The following is a 26,231-nucleotide window of genomic DNA, read 5'->3' on the forward strand; positions in this document are numbered from 1 at the left end:
AATATTACTGGTACGCACAACACTATACCGTATATGGGCATTTGATCATTTAAACTGTTTTGTAGAACCAAAACCGATACGGCACAATAGCATAAGAATGAATAAGATGAAAGTAGAGAATATCCTTTCTTTATTACTTCCTATAGGGATAATGGGTGAGGGAATTGGTGAATCAATAATACCAACAACATTTTGTTGGAGTGCTACAACGATTCGTCCATAAGAATCAATAACAGCCGATATTCCATTATTGGCTGCTCGTATGAGGGGAATTCCCAGTTCAATAGCACGAAGCTGTGCTTGTTGAAGATGTTGATATGGGCCAGGCGTTACACCAAACCATGCATCATTCGTAACATTAATAATTGCTTGAGGAGAGGGACCTTTAAAATTCATTTCATTGGGAAAGATTGCTTCATAACAAATCAGTGGAAGATAAGAAAACCCGTTTGGCATCGTGACAGTTTCGCGCACACTTGCAGCACTATATCCACCAATATTATCCGCAAGGATATGCAATCCGATTTTTTTTAATAAATTCTCATAGGGAAGATATTCACCAAAAGGAACCAAGTGAAGCTTATCAGAAGTATTTAAAATGTTACCTTTAGCGTTAATAACTGCAATCGTATTAAAATATTTTGTTTGTGCATAAGACGGATCATCAATGGCGCGTATAGCACCAATAATGGCTGATTGTTTGGATTTTAGAAGAGAGGCAATGCGCATTGTAGTCGGAGAGTTGTCATAAAGAAGGTAAGGAATAGATGCTTCAGGCCATACGATAAAGTCGGGTTCTGGATTGTGATCGGCTGTTGGTGTTGCACTCAAACGCATATGAGCCGCAAATATGTTTTCTCGTGTTGTATTGCTTAATTTTATGTTTTGCGGAATGGAAGGCTGAACAATGCGTACCCAGTAATTATTTTTTTTGGTATCTTCTGTGTTAGCTACAGTATTGAGACGATAAAATCCAAAACCACTGTGAAGTAATATAAGTGATATGCAAAGAAAAAGTGCGGCTTTCTTTTTTTCATCAGTTAATAAAACAGTGGGGAGACTGTAAACTAAAACGGCAAGAATATTCATTCCGTAAAGTCCAATGATTGCATCAGATTGCATGAGCATTGGGGTTGGCATAGCTGTATAGCCAAGAGAATTCCATGGGAAACCTGTGAATAAGAATGCGCGTAACCACTCTGCTAATCCTAGTGCAAAGGCTAAGACAAAGAAGCGTGCTATCCCTTTTGTCCATAATAAACCGACAATAAAACCAGAAAAAAACCAATAAAAAGAAAGGTAAATGGGAGGAATTAAAATGGCAAACGGCACTGCCCAACCAAAAGAAACTGGGTCGGTTAATAAAGCATTGCACAACCACCAAAGGCTACAAATAAAATAACTAAAGCCAAAAGTTCCACAGCTTAAAGCGTAGGTAAGAAAACGCCTTTTATTATTTTGGATTGTACGTATTGTGTCAAGAAGAATAATAAAGACGGGAAAAGTTAAAAAACAAAGAGGTGTCAAAGAGAAAGGAGGAAGGGCAAAAGAAGTAGTCGCCCCACAGAGAAACACCCACATTTGTCGCTTCCAGCTGGTAATAGAAAACAGGAAAAGGATGAAATTGTTTAAAAAAGTTTGATTATTCTTTAGAGTTGGCATTGTTTTTTAAATTTTCATTTTCTGGAATGCGAAAAATGCGCAATCGTTTAATCCGGCGTTTATCAGCTTCTAGAATACGAAATCGATAGCCAGGTATAGCTTCAACGACTTCACCTTTTGCAGGAATACGATCAAGAATAGAGACAATCAAACCACCAATAGTATCGACTTCATCTCCATATTCTCCGATGATAAAATCAGGACCAAGCGCTTTTTCTACATCTTCTAGTTCGGTTCTTGCATCAACAAGCCATTTATTATTTGGTTCACACACGATAGCATTGTCTACATTGTCATGTTCATCTTCGATATCACCAACAACCAATTCAACAATATCTTCCATCGAGACTAAACCATCTGTACCTCCATGTTCATCAATAACTAAAGCCATCTGTGTTCGTGTCGTTTGCATACGTGTTAATAATTTGCTTGCCAGCATGGAACTAGGCACAAAGAGAACTGTTCGAATCAAATCTAACTCACCGATTGGAGTGTGTAGGTCCTTGTGGTTTAACTGAAGCGAATCGGATTTCTGCTCGGTTTGAGTTGAGTTGATAATAAAGCGATTCATATAATTAAGAATATCGTGGATATGAATCATTCCTCGTGGATCATCTAAAGTTTCAGCATAAACAGGTATACGAGAATGGCCAATTCTTGCAAAATATTTAAGGGCTTCCCCAAGAGGGGTATTAATTTCCAATGCTTTGATTTCAGAACGTGGAATCATAACATCAGCAATGCGCGCTTCACGCAAATGTAAGATATTATGCAGCATAGTCCGTTCTTCAGGTGAGAAGGGGGTTGTATCTTTTTCATTGTTAGTATTGAGTGCAACAGACAGATCATCGCGTAATGACGTATAATTACGGCCACGTAAAAACGAAAACAAATGATTCAGCAAGGAGTTTTTTTCTGTATGATTAGTCTGCTGAGAGTTATGCTCTTCAATATGAGACGATGCTTGACTGTTATGTGGTGTATTTATTTTGTCTGCCATGATTTAAAATCTTAAAACTTTCTTTTATAGTAGAGACATCAGAGGCTTTAAATTGTATGATGGTGATTTAAGAAGGTTAATTTTTATCATTTTAAGACATTTCCGTATAGGGATCATTTATGGAAAGCTTTTGAAGAATTTCTCTCTCAAGCTTTTCCATTTGGTAAGCCTCGTCATTTGTTTCATGATTATAGCCAAGCAGATGGAGAACGCCATGAACAATCATATGCGTTAAATGATCTTGAAATGATTTTCTTTCTTTTTTTGCTTCAAGCGCAACAGTTTCTTGTGCAATAACGATATCACCCAGTATGGGTCTAGGAGGATCTCCAACTTTAAGTGGAAAAGCGGGAAAGGACAATACATTGGTAGGTTTATTTTTATTGCGCCATTGTGCATTTATTTGTGCCATATGTTTGTCATCGGTAAAAAGTAGGCTGACTTCGCTTATAACATTTCCCAATGAAAGATGATGCATTGTTGTTGTTAATACTTTTTCAGTGATATTATAAAGTACTTGTTTATCATTCCAGCCTGAGCTCTCGACCATTATATCAATAGTAATCATGATAAATCAAACTCACTTTTAAAATGAAGCGCTTGAGGATGACATTTTTTGAGCTTGTATACCAGAATCATAATCATAAGCTCGGACGATAGCGGTAACAAGGGGATGACGCACAACATCTTTTTCATTAAAACGAATGATCACAATATTTTCCACCTGTGAGAGAATGCGTATTGCTTCGATTAAACCTGATTTTTGTCCGTTAGGCAAATCAATTTGGCTTATATCACCGGTGACGATCATGCGTGTTCCTTCTCCAAGACGTGTGAGGAACATTTTCATTTGCATGGGTGTGGTATTTTGTGCCTCATCAAGAATAACAGCGGCATGGGCTAGTGTACGCCCACGCATGAAAGCAAGAGGGGCAATTTCTATGACGCCGGAAGCCAAAATGCGCTCTACTTTCTCGACAGGCATCATGTCATAAAGAGCATCATAAAGTGGACGTAAATATGGGTCGACTTTTTCTTTGAGATCACCAGGTAGAAAGCCAAGATGTTCTCCAGCCTCAACAGCAGGACGTGAGAGAATAATTCGTTCAATGATACCGCGCTCTAAAAGCATTGCAGCGTGAGCAACGGCAAGGTATGTTTTGCCTGTTCCTGCTGGTCCTACACCAAAAACAAGTTCACTACGTTCCATTGCACGTATATAAGCATCTTGAGTGGAGGTTCTAGCATGGATCGTTTTTTTATGAGTACTCAAGTGTGCGGGGATAAGTTTTTTTATAGGTTTGATTGTTGTTGAGGCTTCTTGCTGTTCCTGTAGCAAATTTGCCATGGCAATCACTCCTTCTGTATCTGATAACGTAAGCTCTTGATGTGTTTTGGCGCGTTCATAAAGCTGTTGTAATACATACTGTGCGCGTTTTATAGCAATAACATTTCCTTGAATGAGAACTTCATTACCGCGCGGATGAATGTTAAGTCCCAGTTTTTGTTCGATATAAGTAAGATTTTCATCGAGTTTACCAAAAACCGTTTTGGCATATCTATTATTTTCAAAAATTAAAACGACATGATTAATATCTGGCAGACTTGCTTTTTCCAAGACACCAACATTTCTATGGCAAACTTTCACCTTTTCTTTAATGTATTTTACTTTTTCGGTTGAAGTTTTCAACCTATTCTCCCTTATTTACATAAATGTTGCACACTTTCTTGAAGAAACTTTATAAAAGCAAATTACCTTTCATAGAGTACACAAACTCTAGATGTAATAATTTTATTCCAAAATAAAAGAGCTTTTTAAAATCTATTTCGCAATCAAGGCATTTGAGGCATGTTTATATATGTGCCATTTCACCAATAAAACTGTTTGAGCTTGTATTTTTAATATGGATTGCCACCACGGTCCCTGTAGAAGCTTCTGTATCTACAACTACAGGTAAAAGCCAAGGTGAACGACCTATCATTTGTCCCGAATGACGTCCAGCTTTTTCGATAAGCACATCGGTTGTTTGACCAACTTTAGAACGCAAAAATGCATTTTGCTGTTCAAGAAGCAGCACCTGTAAATGCTGGAGCCGAGCGTCCTTCACAGTTTCGTCAACATGATTTTTCATTGTTGCACCAACTGTTCCAGGTCGCGGTGAATACTTGAAAGAATAGGCCGAACTATATTGTACTTGTTTAATAAGTTTAAGTGTGTCTTCAAAGTCTTCATCTGTTTCTCCTGGAAATCCTACAATAAAATCGCCTGAAAAAGCAATATCAGGTCGCGCATTGCGAATTTTTTCAATAAGCTGAAGGTAATGAATGCTTTTGTGTTGGCGATTCATTGCTTTTAAGATGCGGTCTGAACCAGATTGTACAGGAAGATGCAAGTAAGGCATTAAGATGTCAAGATCTCGGTGTGCGGCAATAAGACTATCATCCATATCTCTTGGGTGACTTGTTGTGTAACGGAGACGCTTTAAACCATCTAGTTTGGCAAGATGATGGAGGAGGTCGCCGAGGCGCCAAGTCTTGCCATTTGCACTTTGTCCGTGCCAACCATTTACATTTTGACCAAGCAGTGTAATTTCTTTGACACCTGCTTCGATGAGTTGACGTGCTTCTTCGGTAATTTGCTCGACAGATCGCGATATTTCGGCACCGCGTGTGTAAGGAACAACACAAAAAGTGCAAAATTTATCGCAGCCTTCCTGTACTGTTAAAAATGCACTAACGCCCCGCTTTCTTACAGCGCGTTTATTATGAGCTGGTAAATAAGCAAATTTATCTTCAACAGCATAGTCTGTTTCAATAACCTTTTTTCCCCGTTTAGCTTTTTCTAACAAGTCTGGTAAGCGATGATACATTTGCGGACCAATGACCAGATCAACTGTTGGAGCACGGCGCAAAATTTCACTTCCCTCTGCTTGTGCAACACAACCCGTTACACCAACCATCAGAGGTTTGTCAGGGGTACGTTCTTGACGCATTACGCGCAAACGTCCAAGGTCAGAATAGAGTTTTTCTGCTGCTTTTTCACGAATATGACAGGTATTAACGAGAATAAGGTCAGCGTCATTTGGTGTTTGTGTTGTAACATAACCTTGTAAACTGAGACTGTCAGTCATTCGTTGACTGTCATAAACATTCATTTGACATCCGTAGGTTTTGATAAAAACCTTTTTAGGAGGAACAGGAGGCATATTCTTAGGATCTACTTTATTCATAACGCATGTCTAAATGTTTTTAACAGAAATCTCAATCTATTTGCTTAAAAGTTTTTTGCATAAGGATCGCATCTGTCCGCCTGTTGTGTGATTGGTAGTAGGCAGGACGTTTAGCAATTTTTTCAAATTTAAAACGTTGGTAAAGATTCAAAGCAGAAAGATTCGTTTCTTCTACTTCCAAGAAGAGTTTTATGGCTCCTTCGTGGTGAAGATGACAAAATATGCTATCGATAAGCAAGGAGCCAATTCCTTGTCGACGGAAATGTGGATGAACAGCAATTGTGATGATTTCTGCTTCATCAAGAATGAAGCGGTAGAGGCAAAATCCTAAAATTTTCTCTGGTTCATTAATGGGGGTGGCTTTATATCCAAAGATAGAGTGATCTGTTAAAAAATGATCAAAAGCTTGTTTTTCCCAAGCAGGGGTGAAACAATTCTGATAAATCTGATGAAGAGAAGCACTATCATCAACGTGGAGTGGAGCAGCTCTAAAATGCTTGTTTGTCGATGAAAATTTAAACATTATTTTTTTCGTGGTAAAGCAAAACCGGTTTGTTGTTTTGCGTCAGCATTGCGTAAATAGAGTGGGCGAGGTGGATCTTGTGGTTTCTTATTTGCTGCAAGGTGAGCATAGCTTACAACATCAGCTGTTTCGCAGAGGGTTTGATCTCGCACAATATTTTTTTTAAGCTTATTGTTTTCAATATAAAGTTCAAGGGTGCCAGCTGCTGAACCGGTTAATATTGTTGTCTGCGGTAAATCTTTGATAATATTTTCAATTGTTTTTAATCTTGGTTCTCCCAAAGGTGTGAGATCTTCCTTGAAATTTTGATGGTAGAACATCTCTCTTCCTGCTTCAATAACAACAGTGATTGCTGACGTGGTATTTTTATTTCTTATTTGTGCTGCTAATGCTTCGAGTGCACTTACTCCAATAGCTGGTATTTCAAGCGCTAATGCCAAAGCTTTTGCTGTTGCAACACCTACGCGCACACCGGTAAATGATCCAGGACCAATATTGACAGCAATGCGATCAATTTGATTAAGAGTAACGTTAGCTTGATCAGTTATTTGTGCAATATGTCCAATGATTTTTTCGGCATGTCCTTTATTTATGCGCTCGCTGATACGGGCAATAACAGATTTACGACGGGTAAGCGCAACAGCGCAATGGACTGAAGCTGTATCTATAGCAAGAATAAGCATAAAAATATTCTCATTGAATAATATGACACACAAAAGACTGCTGTATTTTTAAATTTCGTTTGTTTTTTACTATATTTTGATTTTGCAATCTTTTTTAAGAAGATGCATATTTAAAATATTATATGGTTCAAATCAATTAATTTTATCATAATAAGGCTACAAGCAGCAAGGATTAGTATGGAGCAGGTTGAAGCTAAGATAACCCGCCATCCTGCTTTTTTTAATGAACGAATATCAACGCCTAATCCCAATGCTGCCATTGAGATAACAGTAAACAACTGAGCAATAATTTTGAGAGGGTTAAGAGCTGTTGTAGAAATAAGACCACTTGAGCGGACAAGCATCATAAGAATAAAACCGATGATAAACCATGGGACGAGTGTATGTAAACGTAAGCGTGTTTTTGCGGAGCGGCGATAAATAATTGATAGAGTAATAATAACAGGGCCTAACATTAAAACCCGTACTAGTTTGACAATTGTTGCAATTTGAACACTTAGAAAAGAGACAGATGCTGTTGCCGCTAAAACTTGTGGCACAGCATAAACGACCATGCCGGCAAGCACGCCATATTGATTAAATGATAAATCGAGAAGTGGCTGTAAAAAGGGTAAAAGTAAAATGATAATAACGCCTAAGAGTGCGGTAAAGGCAATTGACGCGGCTACATCTTCATGCTTTGCATTAATGACAGGTGCAGTTGCAACAATGGCGGAATTACCACAAATGGCATTACCACATGCAACCAGCATTGCTAAATGTGGAGAAAGCCCAAAAAGCCGTCCAATAACAAAACTGATAAGAATAGTGATAAAGAGAATAAATACGATGCCAACAAGCAAACTCCAGCTAGTTGAAAGAACAGCATGGATGCTAATACTTGTACCTAGAAGAACGATAGCGATTTCGAGAAGTGTTTTTGCGCAAAAATTTATACCTTTTTGAAAATATTTTGGAAAAGTAAAACAACTACGAGCAATAGAACCTAGTAATATTGCTAAGACAAGGCTTTCAAGCCACGTTTCTGCAAAAAGCTGTTTTTCTATAATTTCTAAGCCATAGGCTAAAGCGGATATAAGGAGACACGTTAGAACACCAGGTCCAAGATCTTTCAGAAGAGAGGGGCTTTTTGGGGGCATTTTCCTATACAGTAAAAAAGGATAGACAAGGAAGGTAATAGGCAAGTAAGGGTAGTTTCAAAGATTGGTTCTCGCTTGTAATGCAGCAGCTAATGTCCCATCATCAAGATAATCCAATTCACCTCCTACGGGTACTCCATGAGCAAGACGAGTAATTTTAATAGAGAAATTGGAAAGCTGATCGGTAATATAGTGAGCTGTTGTTTGTCCTTCAACAGTAGCATTCACGGCTAAAATAATCTCCGTAATTGAGCTCGTTACAACACGCTGTATTAAAGGCGCAATGTTGAGTTCATCTGGACCAATCCCATCTAAGGGTGAAAGCCGGCCGCCTAAAACATGATAACGGGCTGCTAAAATTTTTGCACGCTCAAGAGCCCATAAATCAGCAATATCCTCAACAACAATAATTGTCGTATCATCGCGTCGGGGATCTGTACAAATTGAACAGGGGTTAGTTGTATCTACATTGCCACAAACAGAACAAAGACCAACTTTGTCTATAGTTGCTTGTATTGCTACTCCTAAAGGTTCCAATAAGGATTCCTTTTTTTTAATAAGATGAAGCGCAGCACGACGCGCTGAACGTGGACCAAGACCTGGTATCCGTGCTAACAGCTGAATGAGACGCTCAATCTCAGGTCCTGCAATGTATTTAGACATATTTTTATCTCACAGGATTAAATAAATCCGGTTATATTAGAGTGGAAGTTTTAAACCTGTTGGAAGTGGTAGCCCTGCTGTCATAGCTTTTGTTTTTTCTTCTATAGCAATTTCAATTTTTGTTTTAGCTTCATGATGTGCTGCTATAATGAGATCTTCAAGAATTTCAACCTCCTCAGGTTTGAGTAATGAAGGATCAATTTGAAGCGCTATTATGCTATTGTTACCATTTATAGTGATATTTACAAGACCACCGCCTGCAGAGCCAATGGCTTGCATATTCGCCATTTCTTCTCGCATTTTTTGCATTTTTTCTTGCACTTCTTTAGCTTTTTTCATCATATTCATCATTTCACGCATAGAAAGAGGTATCCTTATTCATCGTTTATATCATTTTCATTTTTAAAGGTATTAGAGAGTAAATCAAGATCGTTTTCTTGTTTATTCAAACGAATATCGACAATTTTTGCTTCTGGGAAATAGTCAAGTATTTTCGCAATATCAGGATCTGTTTGCGCATTGGAAAAAAGAGTTTTTTGGATAGCCAAACTCTCTTCTTGTAGGGTTGGTCCTCCTCCTTCATTAACAAAAGTTACAGTCCAGTGTTTCTTGGTCCATTGAAAAAGTGTTTTTTCTAGATCACGAGCAAGTGAAAGTGGAGCATTTTCGGAAAGTCTTAAGGTAATATGCCCTGGTTGAAAAGATACAGGATGAACAAATTCTTTAACAAAAATTTTGAAAGAATCATCATTATACTGTTCAGCTAATTTAACCATATCGCGCAAGGAATCGATAACGATGGGTTGCGATTCAGTCATCTCTTTTACTGTTTGTGTGGTGGAATGCGATAAATTTACAATATCTTGAGATGGATCAACAGATGGAGAAGTTTCAAAAGTTTTTGTTATTTCAGGAATATGAATGCTTTCAGGATTTTGAATTTTGGCTGAATCTTTTTGTTGTAAAGAGTGGTCTAATTGGTTTTCCAATGATGTTTTTATATCTGATTGATTTTGTGATGTTTTTGAAACGTCTGGAGCAGAAGAGGTATACTCAGTTGTTTCTTTTGTCGTATTATTTACATTTGTGAACTCTTGGTGGGAAGCATTTGGAACAATTGTGAGAGGTGTTTTTTCTTGTGAAATTTTTTTCAAAGCTTCATCAAGGGTTGGCAGATCAGCAGTATGTGCAAGACGAATAAGTAACATTTCGGCGGCTTGAAGCGGATGCGCAGTTTGACTAACTTCCTGTAAGCCTTTGAGCAACATTTGCCAGTTTCGAGATAAAATAGGGATGGAAAGTTTTTGTGAAAAATTGAGGCTTCTTAAACGTTCATTTTCAGTAAGCGAGGAATCTTCTGCTATGTTTGGAGTAAAACGGAGACGTGTTACAAGATGATTAAAATCGGCCAATTCTGTCAATATAGTGAGAGGATCAGCGCCTGCATCATATTGGTTGCGTAATTCATGCAATGCATCGACAACATTGCCTTTCATGATGAATTCAAAAAGATCAATAATACGTGCTTGATCAGCTAATCCTAACATTGTGCGCACAGCAACAGCACTAACATTGCCCTGGCTATGAGCAATTGCTTGATCAAAAATGGACAGTGCATCACGTACAGAGCCTTCTGCAGCGCGAGCAATCATAGAGAGTGCCTGCTCTTCCACCTCTACGTTTTCATATTTTGCAATTTGGCGCAAATGTGAAACTAAGATAGCAGATTCAATACGCCGTAAGTCAAAACGCTGGCAACGTGAAAGGATTGTGATGGGAACTTTGCGAATTTCTGTTGTTGCAAAAATAAATTTTACATGCGCTGGTGGTTCTTCAAGCGTTTTCAATAAGCCATTAAATGCTTGTGTTGAAAGCATATGCACTTCATCAATAATATAAACCTTATAGCGTGCAGAAACCGGACGGTAACGTATTTGTTCAATAATTTCACGAATATCATCAATACCTGTATGCGAAGCTGCATCCATTTCTATAACATCGATATGACGTCCTTCAATGATTTGCGTGCAATGTTCACCAAGTGTATCCAATACGGTTGTTGGTTGGTTAATCTCTTGTGTTTTATAATTGAGGGCACGTGCTAAAATACGTGCTGTTGTGGTTTTACCCACTCCGCGAATTCCTGTTAGCATCCACGCTTGTGCAATGCGACCTGTGTCAAAGGCATTTGTGAGGGTACGCACCATGGCTTCTTGACCAATGAGGTCAGAAAAATTCTGAGGTCGATATTTGCGAGCAAGAACACGATAGGTTGTTTCTACCGGCGTATTTTCCATCAACGATTCCAATTTTGAAACTCTTTATGCGTATATTTTTATAACACAAAAGCACAAGTTGCTACTGTACTCTAATATAAAAGGATTTTTTCTCAATCAAATTATTTTTTGAAGAAATAGAACAATTTTCTTAAAGACAGCTCAAAGTCTTTATTTTTCACACCACCATATCATTTTAAAACAGTGGAGACGTTTTATTGAATGATAAAAATATAATTTATCCGATAAAAAGGAGGCTGGTACGATGACCCGTACCAAAACTCGTTGGGGCTGCTTCTTTCCAGACCTGACCCAGTTGGCGAGTAGTTCGTCCACTACCAACCTCCCAAGCCCATATTGTCGATTTAAAATGAAAAATCAAGCTAAGAAACAAAAAATATGATAAGAACGACAAAGAAGTGTTCTTTTGAGTTCAATCTTGCACTATGAATGACCAATGGATACGAATTCATTCACTTTCATTCCAAGAACTCATCATAGAGTGATGGATCTGAACAAAAGTGTTGATTTTGTGCGATATTGAGGAGACGCTAATTAACTAAGTCTGTTTTAGAATTTTAGGCAAGAATATGTATTTTTTGAAGTTTTTTAAAAATTATGAGAACTTTGCGGTGACAAAAAAGAAAGGCTCAACAGATGAGGGTACTTAATAAGCTGAAATTGGAATATTGGGGGGAAAATATTATTACAAAATAGCACAACGCAATCTATATTATACTGCTTTAAATGACGGATGAATTCTTGATGGAGATAATGTCCTTGTTAAAAAAATCTATACTAATGAAAATATAAAATAATTTAATTGGTTATAAAATTTACTCAATATCTAACGTATTGAGTGTTTCGCGATTTAGTTTGAACAGTTTGATTTTGTTAAATAAATACAAACCCTCATAAAAAAACAGGTATCGATAATTCACGACACCTGATTTTAAAAACTTACTTCAATAATTGCGGAAATCTACATGAACTTAAAGGCTCTTGGAAATCTTATCAATCGTAGTCTCCTGTATCACAATTTTTCCCAACAACCCTTTTCTTAGTAATATTTTTAAAAACATAATTTCCTGATGGAGGGAAGCTTATTTGGAGAGATGTTATACTTTGAAGCCTAAAGATTCGCTGTTTTTTATTATGCTTTATCTTTTTTTCATCGTCAGCAACAATTTTCAATTTGTTTAAATCAGAAGGGGAAGAGTAAGATAAAGTAAAAGATGCTTTCTTGGGCTTAAACACCTTACAAGAGTATTCAACGCCGTGATGCATTTTATCGGATGTACCAATCTCAACACTTTCACCTGGCGCAAAATCCCATTCTTTCTCACCAAAGCCAGCAAAAGCAACACTGGAGCACATAAGGATATTGGCAATCAATAATCCTTGACTGAAGATTTTTTTCATTTTTTTCCTTTTATCCCAGAATATGAATTGTAAATTATTCTAGAATGTGGATTATAAATTAGTTTTCGTAAAGAGAAAAGATAAAATTTAAAACGAAAAGTGGAGCTAAAGTGCATTTTCTAATTTTGTAAATTTTATAAAAATCATTTTTAGCTTTTAAGTCCAAGACAGTTGAAGGCAAATTAATGTGCTCTGGTAGCAATTGAAGTTATTTTTTGACCTTATTTGGAAGGTTTACAGGTTTCACTTTGAAATAAATTGCAATAGAAAATGATATATTTTTTATAAAGAATTCTTTCCTATATGAGGAAAATGGGGTGACGAAAGAAAAGTATGGGTTGTTACTTGTATTGTGTTTCAAGTGTGTCCTTTCTTACGTACAAAAATTATCCAATTTAAGTGTCTTTCATACATAGAGTGCTCGATCGTTTTTAGCCGGATAAATACCGATAATACGAAATTCAGCGGAAAAGAAAGACAGTTCTTCTAAGGCGAGTTGCATCATAGGTTCTTCAGGATGTCCTTCAATATCAACAAAGAATTGTGTTGCATTGAAATTTCCACCAATTTGGTAGCTTTCTAATTTTGTCATATTGATACCGTTTGTAGCAAATCCTCCCAGAGTTTTATAAAGGGCAGCTGGCACATTGCGCACTCGAAAAAGAAGACTGGTAATGATTTTTTCGCCATTTTGGGGTTTTGGTACATGTTTTTGAGAACGCGAAAGGATGACAAAACGAGTAATATTATGGGGACTATCTTCAACATTTTTTTCAATAATATCAAGACCATAGAGTTCAGCCGCGATCAGAGGAGCTAAGGCTGCTTGTGAACGTTTTGCATCTTTTTTAATAAATTTTGCGGCTCCAGCTGTATCAGCAGAGGTTACAGGGATCCAACCATTGTTGCGTATAATTTTACGGCATTGTGCAAGGGCGTGTGTATGGCTATGGACGGTTTTAATTTCTTCAAGCGTAACACCCGGTAAAACCATGAGTTGAAAATGTATAGGCAAAAAATATTCGCCAATAATATAAAGGGATGACTGCGGTAAGAGGTGATGAATATCTGCAACGCGTCCAGCAAGAGTATTTTCAATAGGAATCATAGCAAGATCAGCTTGCCCGCTTTCTACCAAGTTGAGGGCATCTTCAAAAGTAGTAGAGGGCACAGCATCCATATTGGGAAACATATTGGAGCAAGCAATATGAGAATTTGCACCATATTCTCCTTGGAAAGAGATCTTATTAGTTTTTTTAAGTATTTTCATGCTAAAATCTTACGGACTCGTTCAAGATCACGTTGTGTATCGACGCTTAAGGGAATAGTCTCAATTATTTCTACATCAATACGCATATTATGTTCTAATGCGCGTAATTGTTCAAGCTTTTCACGTTGCTCAAGTGGAGAGGGTTTAAGCCCTACAAATTTTTCAAGTGCTTCGCGTCGATAGGCATAGATTCCAATATGGTGGAAAAGGGAGCCATCTCCGTAAGGCGCTGTTGCACGGGTAAAATAAAGAGAACGAAGGCGATTTTGGGAAAGCGGTGTACCAATAACTTTGACAACATTAGGATCTATCCTCTCATCTTCCTCAATGATTTTGGCACACAAAGTTGCAATATCAGTAAGATTATTTTCTAGAGGGCGTAAAGTACTGGTGATCTCATGAGGTGTTATTGTTGGGAGATCACCTTGTAAATTCAAAATGGTATTGTAGCGTTGTTCAGGATCAATACGCGTTAAGGCTTCATAAATGCGATCAGATCCAGATTTATGATCACAAGAGGTCATGATACATTCATGCCCATAAGTCGTAACAACTTTGGCGATATCATTATGATCTGTTGCAACGAGAGTACGTCCTATTGCAGCTCTTTTTGCTTGTTCAACAACATGAACAATCATTGGTTTTCCAGCAATCTCGGCGAGAGCTTTTTGGGGTAGGCGGGTTGAGCCTATGCGAGCAGGGATAAGAATAATAGGTTCAAGTGCCATTGTAATGTTCCAAATACCGTGTGTCATGCATTTATAATATTGTATCTTATAAGGAAAAAGCTTAAACTACAAAGTAGTAATGAAAAGATGAACATTTAAGTTTTTATGAATCGCTCGACTATCGTCTATTTTGTTTTTGCTTGCCTTTTTGTGCTGATTATGGTGGTAGGGATTTCTACACTCAGCAATATAATCTACGATAATTCTCCATCAGTTCAACATCCTCATCCAGTTGCAAAGAATGAAGCATTTAAAGAGAAACAGCATACATCTGAGAGTTCTTTGTCTCTAACAGATCGTCTTCAACAAGCTAATCTTGAAAATGGGCGTAAAATTTTTCACCAATGTGCTATATGCCATACCTCTGGACGCAATGAATCTGGTCGTGTTGGTCCAGTGCTTTGGGACATAGTCAACCGTCCTTTGGCAGCGGCACCAAGCTTTGCGTATTCACGAGTGTTGCGTGCAAATTCTCATCAAAAATGGGATTTTGTAACTTTAGATCGTTATATACAATCACCACGTAAAGCGTTCCCAGGAACCATTATGTCTTTCCGTGGGATCAAAAATGACCAAGATCGTGCTGATCTTTTGCTTTATTTGCGTAGTTTATCTGATCATCCTGTTCCTTTACCAATGGATAATAAGGAAGAAAAACCAAGTCAGACCAAAGATAAACTATTTGATAAATAAATCATTGTTTTATAATCATATTTTGATTATCAAGAATAAAGACAGATTACCAAAATTCATTTGCTAAAAAGGTAGAGGTTGGTGGATGTATTGAATTTGAGTGCTGTTTAAAATTGTGCGTTAGTGACAAAGTTTCCTTCTGTATTTTCTCTCTATTGTTGGAATGTAACAAAATACACCTATGATTGATTGAATCAAAATAATCCAATTAAAGTTGGAAAGTACAAGCATCAGGCAAAATCTCATTAAGAGTTTCGTTGAAAATAAAATTGCTTTCATCTCCATCAAAGAAAGTGAATAAATCTGTAGGGTACGCCATTTGCGTTTTGTTGAAGTTAGCTAACTAAGTGCCATAGAAAATAAAACCTGATAACATCAAGCTTCGCGTATTGTTGCCTGAGGCAAAAGAGAGTTCTTATGCATGAGGTTTTTTCTATTTTCTAAGGAACTCGATGCGTATTTTGTAAGAACATTCATGCTAGGTCACATAAAACATATTGATAATAATGATGTTTTGATTCAAGCTCATTTTTATCACAGGAGTGATGAATAACGGAAACAATATTTAAGAAGAGGGGGGGTATTATGGATCATATAGGTTTTAATTGATAAGGAAGATTCTTTTCCCTAAAATAATTTTTCAGGGGAAAGTTTATTTAATGAATAAATGGGGGGCAATGGAACGTCAATATATTTTAGGAAAATACATCCGTGTTCTTGTCCGTAAAGAGAATGCAATTTTCGGTGCCGGTTCAAAGCAGTTTGTTATCAATAAGAAAAAAGGCTGGGAAAATTTTGTACTTCTCGCGGCACAATGGATCGAGAAAAAGACGATAGAGGAAGCTTATAATTCGCTATCATCAATCATGTTGAGAGAAGACTTTAACCGCGCGTTTGACTTTCTTTTTTCCAATCATTTCGTTGTGTTAGCAGAGACATCGGATAATATTTTCAATAATCGATATTCGAGAAATCATCTCTATTATCAAAGTTACGGTATGAATCCAGAGTCTATTCAACGTATCTTTTCACAAAAAGTGGTAGTCATTTTAGGGGGTGGGGGAATTAGTAATCATGTATCAGCGATACTTGCATCCTCTGGCGTGGAAAAGTTAATTCTTGTCGACAATGATGTAATCGAGATAACCAGTCTTACCAGACAAATTCTTTTTACTGAACAAGATATTAGTCTTCCTAAGACGACTGTTCTTCAGCGTGAGTTTATACAAAGGAATAGTCAAATAGAGATTAGCGAATTACAAATGTCGATCACTATAAAAGAAGATATTAGCAAATTGCCTAAAGCCGATTTGTGGATCATTTCTGCTGATGAACCTGACCATTTAGTCCCATGGATAAACGAATGGTGTATAAAAAATAAACAAGCTTATATAAATTCCGGCTATGTCAATGATATTGCTGTATTTGGACCTTTTTATATACCTGGAAAAACCGGTTGCTATGTATGCGGTTCATCGATAGGAAATCTTCCCGAAAAAAGCGATGGTTTAATCTATGAGGTTTGCGCTGCTATTAATAATAATTTTAAAGTTGCGACGTTTCCTCCTGTGAATGCTCTTTCAGCGGCTATGTGTGCTAATGATGCTCTTAAATTTTTGGGTGGTTATGGTGAGCTCCTGTCCATTGATCGCCGTATAGGGATATGGAGCAGCAAACTTTTCACAGAAGAGCGTTGCTTAGAAAAGAATCCTCATTGCAAAGTTTGTGGGACAAGTTGATGAACAGACCTCGAATACTTGCTGTAACCTATGGATCTTACCATGCAATACGAATGCTCATTGGTGTTTATCACGCCATTTTTCTAATGTCTATGGGGGTTACTCTATCCCAATTGGCTTTGCTGCAAATTGCCTTTTCAATAACTGTTTTGCTTCTTGATTTTCCTTGTGCTGTTTTAGCTGACAAATATCGACATAAATACTCAGTCACGGTTGGAGTTTTTCTGACAGGAGTGTTTTATTTTCTTTGTCTTCAAGCTCCCAATATGACAGCGCTTATGATTGCACAAATTCTCTATGCAGCGGGAATTTGCCTCATTACCAGTGCCATTGACGGCTGGATTTACCATTCTTTAGGTAGTAAACAAGACCGCTTTTCTTATTATGCACATCTCGCTCATCAGATAAACTCTCTTGGTAGCATTGTTAGCGGTATCATAGGAATTGCAACGATATATTATTTTGGGCAATATTTCATGGGATATATTATCTCAAGCCTGATGATGGGAATAATTTTCTTTATATTCCTTATCATTCCTGAAGAAAAAATATTCATGAGTGAAGGAACAAAAACCAAAACTATCCTACAAAATGCTAAGGAAACACTCTGGATATTTCAAAACACCGTGGGAGGAGCATGGTTTATTTTGCTGATGTGCCTGTTTAGCGCGGGCATTCAGGTTATTTATCACTTTTGGCAACCGATAATACTCTCAGGTGGCAAATTTGACCACCTCAACAATTCGCAGATGCTGCTACTCATGTTCTGCCATGCTGGCGCTTTCTCAGCTCAATATTTTTCTAATTCTCTGATGTCTAAATATCACGTACTCGATAAAAAATATAAAAACTCCATAAAGTATTTTTCATTCTTTTCTACCCTGATGTGTATGGCTCTTTATTTTTTTGTCCATAGCAGTCAAATTGCTGCATCAGTTATCGCATTTTCATTAATTCATGGGTTTATTTGCACTGTACCGATAGGTGCAAAGAGTTTGTTTTTTTCAGAGCTTAACAAAAAACAAACTCAACATATTTCCGGCATTGTCGGTGCTGCATCTTTTAGCGGAAGAATATTCTCGATAGCGGCATTAAGTGTCATTTCTTTTCTCCCTGCAACAATTCCACCGTCTTATTACCTTGTATTGCCGATTTTAACTTTTTTTATGTGTGGCGTGGTAATCATCAAGTGGATGTCGTTGCCTACTAAATCTGTTTTGAAAAAAACTATATGAAAATACAGTTAAAAAAGCGATTGTTTCCGAAGTTTTATAGATCAGAAAAACGATTAGGATGCATTATACTCATGAAAGAGGGTAATCTATCACAAGAATTTTTTCTATTTTGTAAATTATTGATGAAGTGCATTGAAATCGTACAGAATTTTGTCCTGCTAAAACTAGTTTATTTCATTGAATATAGTTTTTGAGATTTTTTGAAAAACTGCAATTTTGCTTTTACTCAAGAGTGTAGAGAAAAGAACTTGCTCAGAATTAATGAGGATAATGAAAAAGGGGTATTGGTCTATTGAAGTTTTGCACGAAATTGATGGCTTTTCCCCCGCTCTGTTATCCATATGTGTTTTCACGTAAAAAGAGGCAGTGAATTACTCTTGCTCATGCAATACTTCTCAAACCACACTTTATCACGCTTGATGAACCAACCTCTTCTCTTGATGTGATGTGAGCATGTCGGGACTGATTATTAGTCTTTTTCGTCAACCACAATAAATAACTCTTGTATTATCTGTTGATGATCCATGATTTAAAAGTTGTCAAAGTGCTTGCACATGAAATGAGTATTATGTGCAATGGAAAAATGATTGAACATGGCTTTGCCGATCGTATTTTTCTTTTTCTCAAAATCCTTATATGCACGCCTTGATGTTTGTTTTATTTGCGCTGGAATTTGACCGTTTATAGGTAATGATATTAAATTGTGCGGATAATCCATTATAGAGGAGAATTTTTCCTACTAATGGTTCACCAATGTTTGTGATAAGTTTAATGGCTTCCATGGCTTGGAGTGTTCCAATGACTCCGGGTAAAGCACCGATGATTCCGTTTTCAGCACATGTTGGGAGAGTGTCTGGAGCAGGTGGATTGGGGAATAGGTCTCGATAGTGAGGATTATTGTCTTTATAAGGCATGAGCACTGTCAATGAGCCATTAAAACGTTCTACAGCACCACTGATTAAGGGTTTTGCGCATTGGGCAGCATGATCGGCAAGTAAGTAGCGTGTGGCAAAATTATCACTACCATCAACAATAATATCATAGGCATTTAATAATTTATCCACATTACTTTTATCTAAGCGTGTGTTATGTTTTTCAACAATAATATGAGGGTTTATCGCTTGTATAGCGGCTTTAGCGCTCTCAGTCTTTAATTGATTAATTGTGTTCGTTTTGTGAATCACTTGGCGTTGTAAATTGGAAAGCGAAACGATATCGTCATCAACAATTCCAAGGGTTCCAACGCCTGCAGCGGCTAAATAGCTTAGGACAGGAGAACCAAGTCCTCCTGCTCCAACAACGAGAATGCGTGCAGTTTTGAGCTTTTGTTGACCAGCTCCTCCGATTTCAGGCAAAAGGATATGGCGTGCATAGCGTTTTATTTCCTCATGGCTTAATTTTGTATCCGCTTCTTGTATCATGAGCTTTCTCTTGTCATAGTTCTTTCATTGTTTACTAATTTTATAGCGCGTAGACTAGTCCGCTTTTAGTATAGGGAGGTTTTATTCATGAAAATTGCCATTCAGATGGATCACATTTCAACGATTCGGATTCAAGGAGATACAACATTTGCACTGGCTTTAGCAGCGCAAGAACGCGGACACTCACTTTTTCATTATACACCAGATCATTTATCGATGCGCGATGGTTGTGTGATGACACGATTAGAGCCGTTGATTGTACGCGATGAAGAGGGGAACCATTATGACTTAGGAGAGCCTGTACGCACGGAGTTAACGGATATGGATGTGGTCCTTTTACGCCAAGATCCGCCCTTTGATCTCAATTATATCACCACGACGCATTTGTTAGAATGCATTCATCCTAAGACACTTGTGGTGAATGATCCAAAGTGGGTCCGCAATAGCCCAGAAAAAATTTTTGTTACTGAATTTTCTGATTTGATGCCAGAAACATTAATTACAAAAGATATTGAAGAAATAACGAATTTTAGAGCTACGTTTGGCGATATCATTCTTAAACCACTCTATGGCAATGGAGGGGCGGGTGTTTTTCATTTGAAACAGGATGATCGCAATTTATCATCACTCTTAGAAATGTTTGCAAAAAGTTATCGCGAACCTTTTATTGTGCAACGTTATATAGATGCTGTGCGAAAAGGGGATAAACGAATTATTTTGCTTGATGGTACTCCTGTTGGAGCGATTAATCGTGTTCCGGTGGAAACAGATGCACGCTCTAATATGCATGTTGGAGGGCGTGCGGAAAATGTTGATTTAACAAAACGTGATAATGAGATTTGCGAACGGATTGGCCCAGCTTTAAAGGAACGTGGACTTCTTCTTGTAGGAATTGATGTGATTGGAGATTATATAACGGAAATTAATGTGACATCTCCTACCGGTATTCGTGAAATTAAACGCTTTGGTGGTGCAGATGTTGCCCATCTTTTCTGGGATGTCGTTGAGTTAAAATGTGCTCATTAAATTTATTATTTGTTATACCGTAAATGTGAATTACAATCTGGATGATTGTATGATAAGAGTGGAAAATATTGGCTCAAGTTCTAAGGAGTTTATGGATGAGCAGAGTATTGTCAGTTGGAGTGGGACTGTTTTTTGCAATGCTGTTGTCCATTAATGTCGGCAATGCACGTGATCAAATACAGATTGCGGGTTCATCTACAGTTTTACCTTATCAAAAGATTGTTGCTGAAGTATTTGGAGAAACTTATCCAAACTTTAAGGTTCCAGTTATCGAATCGGGTGGAACAGGAGCTGGTATTAAAGAGTTTTGTTATGGTATTGGGGAGCATACAATTGATATCGTTAACGCTTCACGGGCGATGAAGCCTGGTGAATTGCAGTCTTGTTTTGATGCTGGTGTAAAAGATGTTGAAGAAATACGCATCGGGTATGATGGTATTGTTTTTGCAACAGATATAAATGGTCCTGATTGGAAGCTACAACCAGTAGATGTTTATAGAGCACTTGCTGCTCGGGTTATTATAGACGGAAAATTGCAACCCAATAACGTCTCAAAATGGAATGCAGTTAATAAAGCTCTTCCTGATTGGACGATAGCAGCTTATATCCCTGGAGAGAAGCATGGAACGCGTGAAGTTTTTGAAGAGAAATTGCTAGCCGAAGGCTGTAAAGCGAGTGGAGCAGTTGAGCTAATGAAGACTTTAGGAATGGATGATAAAGCGATTCATACTGCTTGTGTTGCTGTACGGAGAGATGGAAAAGCTATTGATATTGATGGGGATTATTCTGAAACCTTTGCGCGTTTAATTTCTAATAAAACAGGGGTTGGCGTTTTTGGTTTATCTTTTTATGAAAATAATGCTGATAAGTTAAAGGTTGCGGAGATTAATGGGTTTGCACCAACCGTTGAAACAATTACACGCGGCGAATATCCGGTTTCTCGTCCACTTTTTTTCTATATTAAGAAAGCACATGTTAGTATTATTCCAGGTTTATGGGAATATGTTAACTTTTTCCTTTCTGATCAAATGATTGGACCAGATGGTCCATTGGCTGAATATGGTTTGGTTGTTGCTTCTGAAAAAGAAAGACAAGCACAACGTTCTGCTTTTTCTTCTGGTAGAGTGATGAGTCTGAAATAATTCTCTGAATTTGCGGTATAGAAGTTTTCTATGGTATTTTTTTGTAAAAATTGAAAGACAATATGCGCATTTCTGTTATTATTTTTCTTCTATTTTTTCTCGGTTTTCTGGGGTTTTATATTTCTTATATGCGAGCTCGCTCTCTTGAATACGCACAATACAAGATGCATTCTCGTGCCTATTATTACGGGTGGTGGACATTTTTGATAACTGTTATTCCAGCACTTATTTTTTTAATTTTTTGGAAGAGTGGGAGTGCAATTTATTTAGAGTATAGTGCTTCTCGAGAGGTTGAAGCGTATAGTGTACGTGCAACCGAGCTTGTGAATCATGATCTTATTTTGGGAACTATTCGAAATCTGGTCAAAATGGTTCATCGCTTTGAGGGCGATTTTGTTACTGCTTCGTATGAAGAAGTGCAGGCACAATTATTGGCAAAAGGATCTATTTTACCCCATGGGGTATCAGAGGATGTATTAAGAATAGCACAGTCATGGGTCTCTTCTTCTAAAGAGCTACAGTTAATTGGTCATAGCTTTCTTTTTGTCATTGCATTCTTTGGTTTTATCTTTGGAATTATCCAAATTGCTCCACGTCAGCGTGCGCGCAATAAGGTTGAATGTTTCATTGTCATTGGGTTGATTTGCGCATCTATAGTTGCGGTTTTAACAACAGCAGCCATAGCATTTTCCATGTTTTTTCAAACGATGAGTTTTTTTCAGTCTGTACCCTTATCAAATTTCTTTTTTGGAACGGTTTGGGATCCACGTTTTTCAGTGAGTGGTTCGGGCAATGAAGTGGGACAATTTGGTCTTATTCCGCTTCTTGCGGGCACGCTTTATATTGCGCTTGTGGCAATGCTTTTTGCTGTTCCTATTGGGTTGTTTTCAGCTCTTTATATGGCCGAATATGCTTCTACTCAATTACGATCAATTGTGAAGCCATTGTTAGAAGTGCTCGCTGGTATTCCAACCATTGTTTATGGTTTTTTTGCTCTGAAGGTTGTAGGGCCATTTTTACGTGATCTCTCTGTCTCTCTTTCTGGTGGTGCTGGTTTTATTATGGCCCAAAGTGTTTTAACGGCTGGAGTCGTGATGGGAATTATGTTGATTCCTTTTGTTTCCTCTTTGTCGGATGATGTTATAACAGCTGTTCCACGCATTTTGCGTGAAGGATCTTATGGTTTAGGAGCAACGCAATCTGAGACGATTAAGAAAGTTGTTATACCGGCAGCGCTTCCAGGAATTATGGGGGCAATTTTATTGACAGCATCACGTGCAATTGGAGAAACAATGATTGTGGTTCTGGCGGCAGGTGTTGCTGCGAACCTAACACTTAATCCATTCGAAGCAATGACTACGATGACAGTTAAGATAGTTAACCAATTAACAGGTGATTTTGAGTTTAATTCTCCACAAACTCTTGTAGCTTTTGCTTTAGGGATGACGCTCTTCATCATGACTCTTTTAATGAATATTCTTGCTCTTTATATTGTGCGTAAATATCGGGAACAATACGAATGAATGAAAAAGTTCTTGTCTCTCGTCGTAATATTGGCCTCAAGCGTCGATATTGGGCTGAACGTCGTTTCCGAGCGTATGGTTTGATTGCTATTTTTATTAGTTTATTTTTTTTATTTTCGCTTTTGTGGTCTATCATCAGTCAGGGGTATACAGCTTTTTTTCAAAGTGAAATGACATTATCGATTTATTTGGATGAGAAAATCATTGATTCAAAGGGGCAACGTGAAACGAATCCGCAGATACTCATAACGGCCAATTATCCTCTTCTCGTACGGAATGCTTTGGCAAAAAAACTTGATATAGATCAAAATGATCGAGCACTATTACGAGATATTAATCGTATGTTTTCAAATGGTGTACGTGTTCAACTTCGTGAAATGGTAACAAAAAATCCAAAACTGATTGGAACAACGCAAAAAATCAAAGTTTTAGCTGCAGCAGATATTGATTCTGCTTATAAAGGACAGATTGATTTACATGTAGCGGAAAAAAACCGCAAAGTTTCTAATCGCCAAGTAGAATGGATAAAACGTTTAGCACATGATGGTACGCTTTATAAAACATTTAATTTTGGTTTTTTTACATTTGGCGCTTCAAGCCGTGCTGAAACTTCGGGATTAGGGGTTGCGATCATTGGCTCTCTTTATATGATAGTCATAGTTTTATTGATTTCGCTTCCAATAGGGATAGCAACAGCTCTTTATTTGGAAGAATATGCACGCAAAAATAAATTTACAGATTTTATCGAGGTTAACATCAATAATCTTGCTGCTGTTCCTTCGATTGTTTTTGGTCTTTTAGGACTTGCTGTTTTTGTTAATTTTTTGGGGTTACCACGTTCAGCCTCTTTTGTTGGTGGGCTTGTCTTGGCTCTTATGACACTCCCTACAATTATTATAGCGACACGATCTGCTTTGCGGGCTGTTCCTCTCTCTATTCGCGCAGCTGCTTTAGGATTAGGGGCATCGAAAACACAAATGGTTTTTCATCACGTTGTTCCTTTAGCGGTTCCTGGTATTTTGACGGGTACGATCATTGGTGTAGCTCAGGCTCTGGGTGAAACAGCCCCGTTGCTTTTGATTGGAATGGTTGCTTTTGTTGTCAATATTCCTTCTACCCCCATGGATCCAGCAACAGCTTTGCCTGTTCAAATTTTCATGTGGGCAGGGGAAGCAGAGCGTGCTTTTGTTGAAAAGACATCAGGTGCTATTATCGTGTTAATGATTTTTCTTGCGATCATGAATATTTCTGCTGTTTTTTTACGTCGACGATTTGAACGGCGCCAGTGATTTCGATAAAGCAGTAACTTTGATAAGGTTTATGTTTTAAGGTAAGGTGAGTTTTTGTAATGAAAATAAAAATGCGCGGTCAAGATGTAAAGGTTTTTTATGGGGAAAAAGAAGCACTTCATGGTATCACTCTTGATATCCCTGAACATCAGGTTACAGCTTTGATAGGTCCTTCAGGTTGTGGAAAATCGACTTTTTTGCGTTGTTTTAATCGTATGAATGATACGATTGAAGGCGCTAAAATAACAGGTCTTATTACCTTAGATGGAGAGAATATTTATGACCAGAAGATTGATGTTGTGGAATTGCGTGCTCGTGTCGGGATGGTTTTTCAAAAGCCTAGTCCTTTTCCAAAATCTATCTTTGAGAATGTTGCCTATGGGCTACGCATTCATGGTTTAGTTAAATCGCGTGCCGAATTGCATGATAGGGTTGAAAAGAGTTTAAGACAGGCAGGTTTATTTGAAGAAGTAAAAGATCGTCTTCATGAGGCAAGTACAAGTTTATCAGGAGGACAGCAACAGCGTTTATGTATTGCGCGTGCCATTGCAATTAGTCCTGAAGTTATTTTGATGGATGAGCCCTGTTCAGCTCTTGATCCAATTGCGACAGCGCGTATTGAAGAGCTTATTGATGCGTTACGACAAGACTATACAATTGTTATTGTGACACACTCCATGCAACAGGCAGCACGTGTTTCTCAATATACTGCCATGTTTCATTTGGGACATTTGGTAGAAGTTGGTGCAACTGAAATGATTTTTACCTCACCAAAAGAACAACGTACGCAAGATTACATTACAGGGCGCTTTGGATAGGTAAATTGAGGAGTATAAGCTATGTCTAGGAACCATACTGTCCGTTCTTATGATGCAGAACTAAAATATTTGAAAGCACGGATTACAGCAATGGGTAGTCATGCAGAAAGAATGATTGAACGTTCTGTTGCATCAATTGTGTGTAGTGATCTTCAACTTGCGACGGCAGTTATTGCCGATGATTTGTTTTTAGATGAAGCAGAACGTGACATTGATGAAAAAGCAATTACCATTATTTGCAAACGCCAACCGATGGCCGTTGATCTGCGTGAAATTATTGGTGCCATTCGTATTTCTTCTGATCTTGAACGGGTTGGGGATATGGCCAAAAACATTGCTAAGCGAACGGTAGCGCTTTCAGAAACACGTCAATCTGCTGCTTTTTATCATGGGCTTGAAACGATTGCAGCTTTAGCACTCAATCAATTAAAGGAAGTATTGAGTGCTTACACGAGCCGTTTATTGGAACGTGTTGACGCGGTACGTGAGCGCGATGGTAAAATTGATGCTTTATATACGTCTCTTTTTCGTGAGCTTCTAACTTATATGATGGAAGATGTACGCAATATTACAGTTTGTACGCATTTACTTTTTTGTTTAAAAAACATTGAACGAATTGGTGATCATGTTACCAATATTGCGGAAATGCTTCATTATATAATAACGGGTTACCATATGTCTTCTGATCGTCCTCGCGATGATCTTACCTATAAAGTTGGGGTAGGGGAGAAGAAAATAGATTAGATTTT

The 26,231-nt window shown here is 37.7% G+C and carries 24 protein-coding genes and 1 other RNA gene; 9 read left to right on the plus strand and 16 right to left on the minus strand.

Annotated features, from left to right (window positions below; translation table 11 throughout):
• Window positions 1-45: 45 nt before the first annotated feature.
• From lnt to AC0QT4_RS02280, 15 genes are all read right to left on the minus strand, one after another.
• A complete protein-coding gene (lnt, locus tag AC0QT4_RS02210) occupies window positions 46-1,662 on the minus strand; it encodes an apolipoprotein N-acyltransferase (protein WP_473200100.1) in 1,617 nt (538 codons plus the stop codon).
• Window positions 1,643-2,662, minus strand: a complete 1,020-nt coding sequence (locus tag AC0QT4_RS02215) for a hemolysin family protein (RefSeq protein WP_473200101.1) — start codon at window positions 2,660-2,662, stop codon at window positions 1,643-1,645. The genes lnt and AC0QT4_RS02215 overlap by 20 nt, the downstream gene beginning before the upstream one ends.
• Window positions 2,663-2,753: 91 nt before the next feature.
• Window positions 2,754-3,230 (minus strand): rRNA maturation RNase YbeY, encoded by a 477-nt coding sequence (gene ybeY / locus AC0QT4_RS02220; RefSeq protein ID WP_473200102.1) that lies wholly within the window; start codon window positions 3,228-3,230, stop codon window positions 2,754-2,756.
• Window positions 3,231-3,248: 18 nt separating this feature from the next.
• Window positions 3,249-4,352: a PhoH family protein gene (locus AC0QT4_RS02225; RefSeq protein WP_473200103.1), complete on the minus strand. Its 1,104-nt coding sequence runs from the start codon at window positions 4,350-4,352 to the stop codon at window positions 3,249-3,251.
• A gap of 163 nt (window positions 4,353-4,515) precedes the next feature.
• Window positions 4,516-5,892 (minus strand): tRNA (N6-isopentenyl adenosine(37)-C2)-methylthiotransferase MiaB, encoded by a 1,377-nt coding sequence (gene miaB / locus AC0QT4_RS02230; protein WP_473200104.1) that lies wholly within the window; start codon window positions 5,890-5,892, stop codon window positions 4,516-4,518.
• A gap of 31 nt (window positions 5,893-5,923) precedes the next feature.
• The gene (gene rimI / locus AC0QT4_RS02235) at window positions 5,924-6,415 is read right to left on the minus strand and encodes a ribosomal protein S18-alanine N-acetyltransferase (RefSeq protein ID WP_473200105.1); all 492 of its coding nucleotides are present in this window, start codon (window positions 6,413-6,415) and stop codon (window positions 5,924-5,926) included.
• Window positions 6,415-7,098, minus strand: a complete 684-nt coding sequence (gene tsaB / locus AC0QT4_RS02240; RefSeq protein ID WP_473200106.1) for a tRNA (adenosine(37)-N6)-threonylcarbamoyltransferase complex dimerization subunit type 1 TsaB — start codon at window positions 7,096-7,098, stop codon at window positions 6,415-6,417. The genes rimI and tsaB overlap by 1 nt, the downstream gene beginning before the upstream one ends.
• A gap of 110 nt (window positions 7,099-7,208) precedes the next feature.
• Window positions 7,209-8,237, minus strand: coding sequence for a YeiH family protein (locus AC0QT4_RS02245; RefSeq protein ID WP_473200107.1), 1,029 nt, complete (start codon window positions 8,235-8,237; stop codon window positions 7,209-7,211).
• A 57-nt stretch (window positions 8,238-8,294) separates the two neighbouring features.
• Window positions 8,295-8,900, minus strand: a complete 606-nt coding sequence (gene recR / locus AC0QT4_RS02250) for a recombination mediator RecR (protein ID WP_473200108.1) — start codon at window positions 8,898-8,900, stop codon at window positions 8,295-8,297.
• A gap of 36 nt (window positions 8,901-8,936) precedes the next feature.
• The gene (locus AC0QT4_RS02255; RefSeq protein WP_473200109.1) at window positions 8,937-9,260 is read right to left on the minus strand and encodes a YbaB/EbfC family nucleoid-associated protein; all 324 of its coding nucleotides are present in this window, start codon (window positions 9,258-9,260) and stop codon (window positions 8,937-8,939) included.
• A gap of 14 nt (window positions 9,261-9,274) precedes the next feature.
• Window positions 9,275-11,197: a DNA polymerase III subunit gamma/tau gene (locus AC0QT4_RS02260; protein ID WP_473200230.1), complete on the minus strand. Its 1,923-nt coding sequence runs from the start codon at window positions 11,195-11,197 to the stop codon at window positions 9,275-9,277.
• 228 nt (window positions 11,198-11,425) lie between these two features.
• Window positions 11,426-11,523: signal recognition particle sRNA small type (gene ffs, locus AC0QT4_RS02265), an RNA gene on the minus strand.
• 667 nt (window positions 11,524-12,190) lie between these two features.
• Entirely contained in the window at window positions 12,191-12,598 is a 408-nt protein-coding gene (locus AC0QT4_RS02270; RefSeq protein ID WP_473200110.1) for a hypothetical protein, read from the minus strand.
• A 406-nt stretch (window positions 12,599-13,004) separates the two neighbouring features.
• On the minus strand, window positions 13,005-13,868 hold the full coding sequence (locus AC0QT4_RS02275; RefSeq protein ID WP_473200111.1) for a prephenate dehydratase: 864 nt from the start codon (window positions 13,866-13,868) through the stop codon (window positions 13,005-13,007).
• A complete protein-coding gene (locus AC0QT4_RS02280) occupies window positions 13,865-14,596 on the minus strand; it encodes a 3-deoxy-manno-octulosonate cytidylyltransferase (protein WP_473200112.1) in 732 nt (243 codons plus the stop codon). The genes AC0QT4_RS02275 and AC0QT4_RS02280 overlap by 4 nt, the downstream gene beginning before the upstream one ends.
• Before the next feature lie 105 nt (window positions 14,597-14,701).
• Here AC0QT4_RS02280 and AC0QT4_RS02285 point away from each other — a divergent pair, with 105 nt between their 5' ends.
• The 3 genes from AC0QT4_RS02285 (at window position 14,702) to AC0QT4_RS02295 (ending at window position 18,263) form a co-directional block, all read left to right on the plus strand.
• Window positions 14,702-15,289 carry a c-type cytochrome gene (locus tag AC0QT4_RS02285; RefSeq protein ID WP_473200113.1) on the plus strand — a complete coding sequence of 196 codons (588 nt, stop codon included), beginning with the start codon at window positions 14,702-14,704 and terminating at the stop codon, window positions 15,287-15,289.
• A gap of 677 nt (window positions 15,290-15,966) precedes the next feature.
• Window positions 15,967-17,028 (plus strand): ThiF family adenylyltransferase, encoded by a 1,062-nt coding sequence (locus tag AC0QT4_RS02290; RefSeq protein ID WP_473200231.1) that lies wholly within the window; start codon window positions 15,967-15,969, stop codon window positions 17,026-17,028.
• Entirely contained in the window at window positions 17,028-18,263 is a 1,236-nt protein-coding gene (locus AC0QT4_RS02295) for an MFS transporter (protein WP_473200232.1), read from the plus strand. The genes AC0QT4_RS02290 and AC0QT4_RS02295 overlap by 1 nt, the downstream gene beginning before the upstream one ends.
• Window positions 18,264-18,895: 632 nt before the next feature.
• Here the strand turns inward: AC0QT4_RS02295 and AC0QT4_RS02300 are convergent.
• Window positions 18,896-19,684 (minus strand): molybdopterin-synthase adenylyltransferase MoeB, encoded by a 789-nt coding sequence (locus AC0QT4_RS02300; RefSeq protein WP_473200114.1) that lies wholly within the window; start codon window positions 19,682-19,684, stop codon window positions 18,896-18,898.
• An 87-nt stretch (window positions 19,685-19,771) separates the two neighbouring features.
• On the opposite strand from AC0QT4_RS02300, the gene gshB reads away from it, so the two are divergent.
• The 6 genes from gshB to phoU all read left to right on the plus strand — a co-directional run bounded on the left by gshB (window position 19,772) and on the right by phoU (window position 26,226).
• The gene (gshB, locus tag AC0QT4_RS02305; protein WP_473200115.1) at window positions 19,772-20,710 is read left to right on the plus strand and encodes a glutathione synthase; all 939 of its coding nucleotides are present in this window, start codon (window positions 19,772-19,774) and stop codon (window positions 20,708-20,710) included.
• Window positions 20,711-20,805: 95 nt separating this feature from the next.
• Complete coding sequence (locus tag AC0QT4_RS02310) at window positions 20,806-21,852, plus strand: substrate-binding domain-containing protein (protein WP_473200116.1); 1,047 nt, start codon at window positions 20,806-20,808, stop codon at window positions 21,850-21,852.
• A gap of 62 nt (window positions 21,853-21,914) precedes the next feature.
• Complete coding sequence (gene pstC / locus AC0QT4_RS02315; protein WP_473200117.1) at window positions 21,915-23,375, plus strand: phosphate ABC transporter permease subunit PstC; 1,461 nt, start codon at window positions 21,915-21,917, stop codon at window positions 23,373-23,375.
• Window positions 23,372-24,664: a phosphate ABC transporter permease PstA gene (gene pstA / locus AC0QT4_RS02320; protein ID WP_473200118.1), complete on the plus strand. Its 1,293-nt coding sequence runs from the start codon at window positions 23,372-23,374 to the stop codon at window positions 24,662-24,664. Before pstC ends, pstA begins: the two co-directional genes overlap by 4 nt.
• A 59-nt stretch (window positions 24,665-24,723) precedes the next feature.
• The gene (gene pstB / locus AC0QT4_RS02325) at window positions 24,724-25,482 is read left to right on the plus strand and encodes a phosphate ABC transporter ATP-binding protein PstB (RefSeq protein WP_473200119.1); all 759 of its coding nucleotides are present in this window, start codon (window positions 24,724-24,726) and stop codon (window positions 25,480-25,482) included.
• Window positions 25,483-25,503: 21 nt separating this feature from the next.
• Entirely contained in the window at window positions 25,504-26,226 is a 723-nt protein-coding gene (gene phoU / locus AC0QT4_RS02330) for a phosphate signaling complex protein PhoU (RefSeq protein ID WP_473200120.1), read from the plus strand.
• Window positions 26,227-26,231: the final 5 nt, after the last annotated feature.

The organism is Bartonella sp. EBT8 (assembly GCF_055796165.1).

Bases quoted from the DNA above. Each gene is read 5' to 3' on its own strand.
- lnt (WP_473200100.1), bottom strand. From the start codon at position 1,662: ATGCCAACTCTAAAGAATAATCAAACTTTTTTAAACAATTTCATCCTT.
- AC0QT4_RS02215 (WP_473200101.1), bottom strand. From the start codon at position 2,662: ATGGCAGACAAAATAAATACACCACATAACAGTCAAGCATCGTCTCAT.
- ybeY (WP_473200102.1), bottom strand. From the start codon at position 3,230: ATGATTACTATTGATATAATGGTCGAGAGCTCAGGCTGGAATGATAAA.
- miaB (WP_473200104.1), bottom strand. From the start codon at position 5,892: ATGAATAAAGTAGATCCTAAGAATATGCCTCCTGTTCCTCCTAAAAAG.
- rimI (WP_473200105.1), bottom strand. From the start codon at position 6,415: ATGTTTAAATTTTCATCGACAAACAAGCATTTTAGAGCTGCTCCACTC.
- tsaB (WP_473200106.1), bottom strand. From the start codon at position 7,098: ATGCTTATTCTTGCTATAGATACAGCTTCAGTCCATTGCGCTGTTGCG.
- AC0QT4_RS02245 (WP_473200107.1), bottom strand. From the start codon at position 8,237: ATGCCCCCAAAAAGCCCCTCTCTTCTGAAAGATCTTGGACCTGGTGTT.
- recR (WP_473200108.1), bottom strand. From the start codon at position 8,900: ATGTCTAAATACATTGCAGGACCTGAGATTGAGCGTCTCATTCAGCTG.
- AC0QT4_RS02255 (WP_473200109.1), bottom strand. From the start codon at position 9,260: ATGCGTGAAATGATGAATATGATGAAAAAAGCTAAAGAAGTGCAAGAA.
- AC0QT4_RS02260 (WP_473200230.1), bottom strand. From the start codon at position 11,197: ATGGAAAATACGCCGGTAGAAACAACCTATCGTGTTCTTGCTCGCAAA.
- AC0QT4_RS02270 (WP_473200110.1), bottom strand. From the start codon at position 12,598: ATGAAAAAAATCTTCAGTCAAGGATTATTGATTGCCAATATCCTTATG.
- AC0QT4_RS02275 (WP_473200111.1), bottom strand. From the start codon at position 13,868: ATGAAAATACTTAAAAAAACTAATAAGATCTCTTTCCAAGGAGAATAT.
- AC0QT4_RS02280 (WP_473200112.1), bottom strand. From the start codon at position 14,596: ATGGCACTTGAACCTATTATTCTTATCCCTGCTCGCATAGGCTCAACC.
- AC0QT4_RS02285 (WP_473200113.1), top strand. From the start codon at position 14,702: ATGAATCGCTCGACTATCGTCTATTTTGTTTTTGCTTGCCTTTTTGTG.
- AC0QT4_RS02290 (WP_473200231.1), top strand. From the start codon at position 15,967: ATGGAACGTCAATATATTTTAGGAAAATACATCCGTGTTCTTGTCCGT.
- AC0QT4_RS02295 (WP_473200232.1), top strand. From the start codon at position 17,028: ATGAACAGACCTCGAATACTTGCTGTAACCTATGGATCTTACCATGCA.
- AC0QT4_RS02300 (WP_473200114.1), bottom strand. From the start codon at position 19,684: ATGATACAAGAAGCGGATACAAAATTAAGCCATGAGGAAATAAAACGC.
- gshB (WP_473200115.1), top strand. From the start codon at position 19,772: ATGAAAATTGCCATTCAGATGGATCACATTTCAACGATTCGGATTCAA.
- AC0QT4_RS02310 (WP_473200116.1), top strand. From the start codon at position 20,806: ATGAGCAGAGTATTGTCAGTTGGAGTGGGACTGTTTTTTGCAATGCTG.
- pstC (WP_473200117.1), top strand. From the start codon at position 21,915: ATGCGCATTTCTGTTATTATTTTTCTTCTATTTTTTCTCGGTTTTCTG.
- pstA (WP_473200118.1), top strand. From the start codon at position 23,372: ATGAATGAAAAAGTTCTTGTCTCTCGTCGTAATATTGGCCTCAAGCGT.
- pstB (WP_473200119.1), top strand. From the start codon at position 24,724: ATGAAAATAAAAATGCGCGGTCAAGATGTAAAGGTTTTTTATGGGGAA.
- phoU (WP_473200120.1), top strand. From the start codon at position 25,504: ATGTCTAGGAACCATACTGTCCGTTCTTATGATGCAGAACTAAAATAT.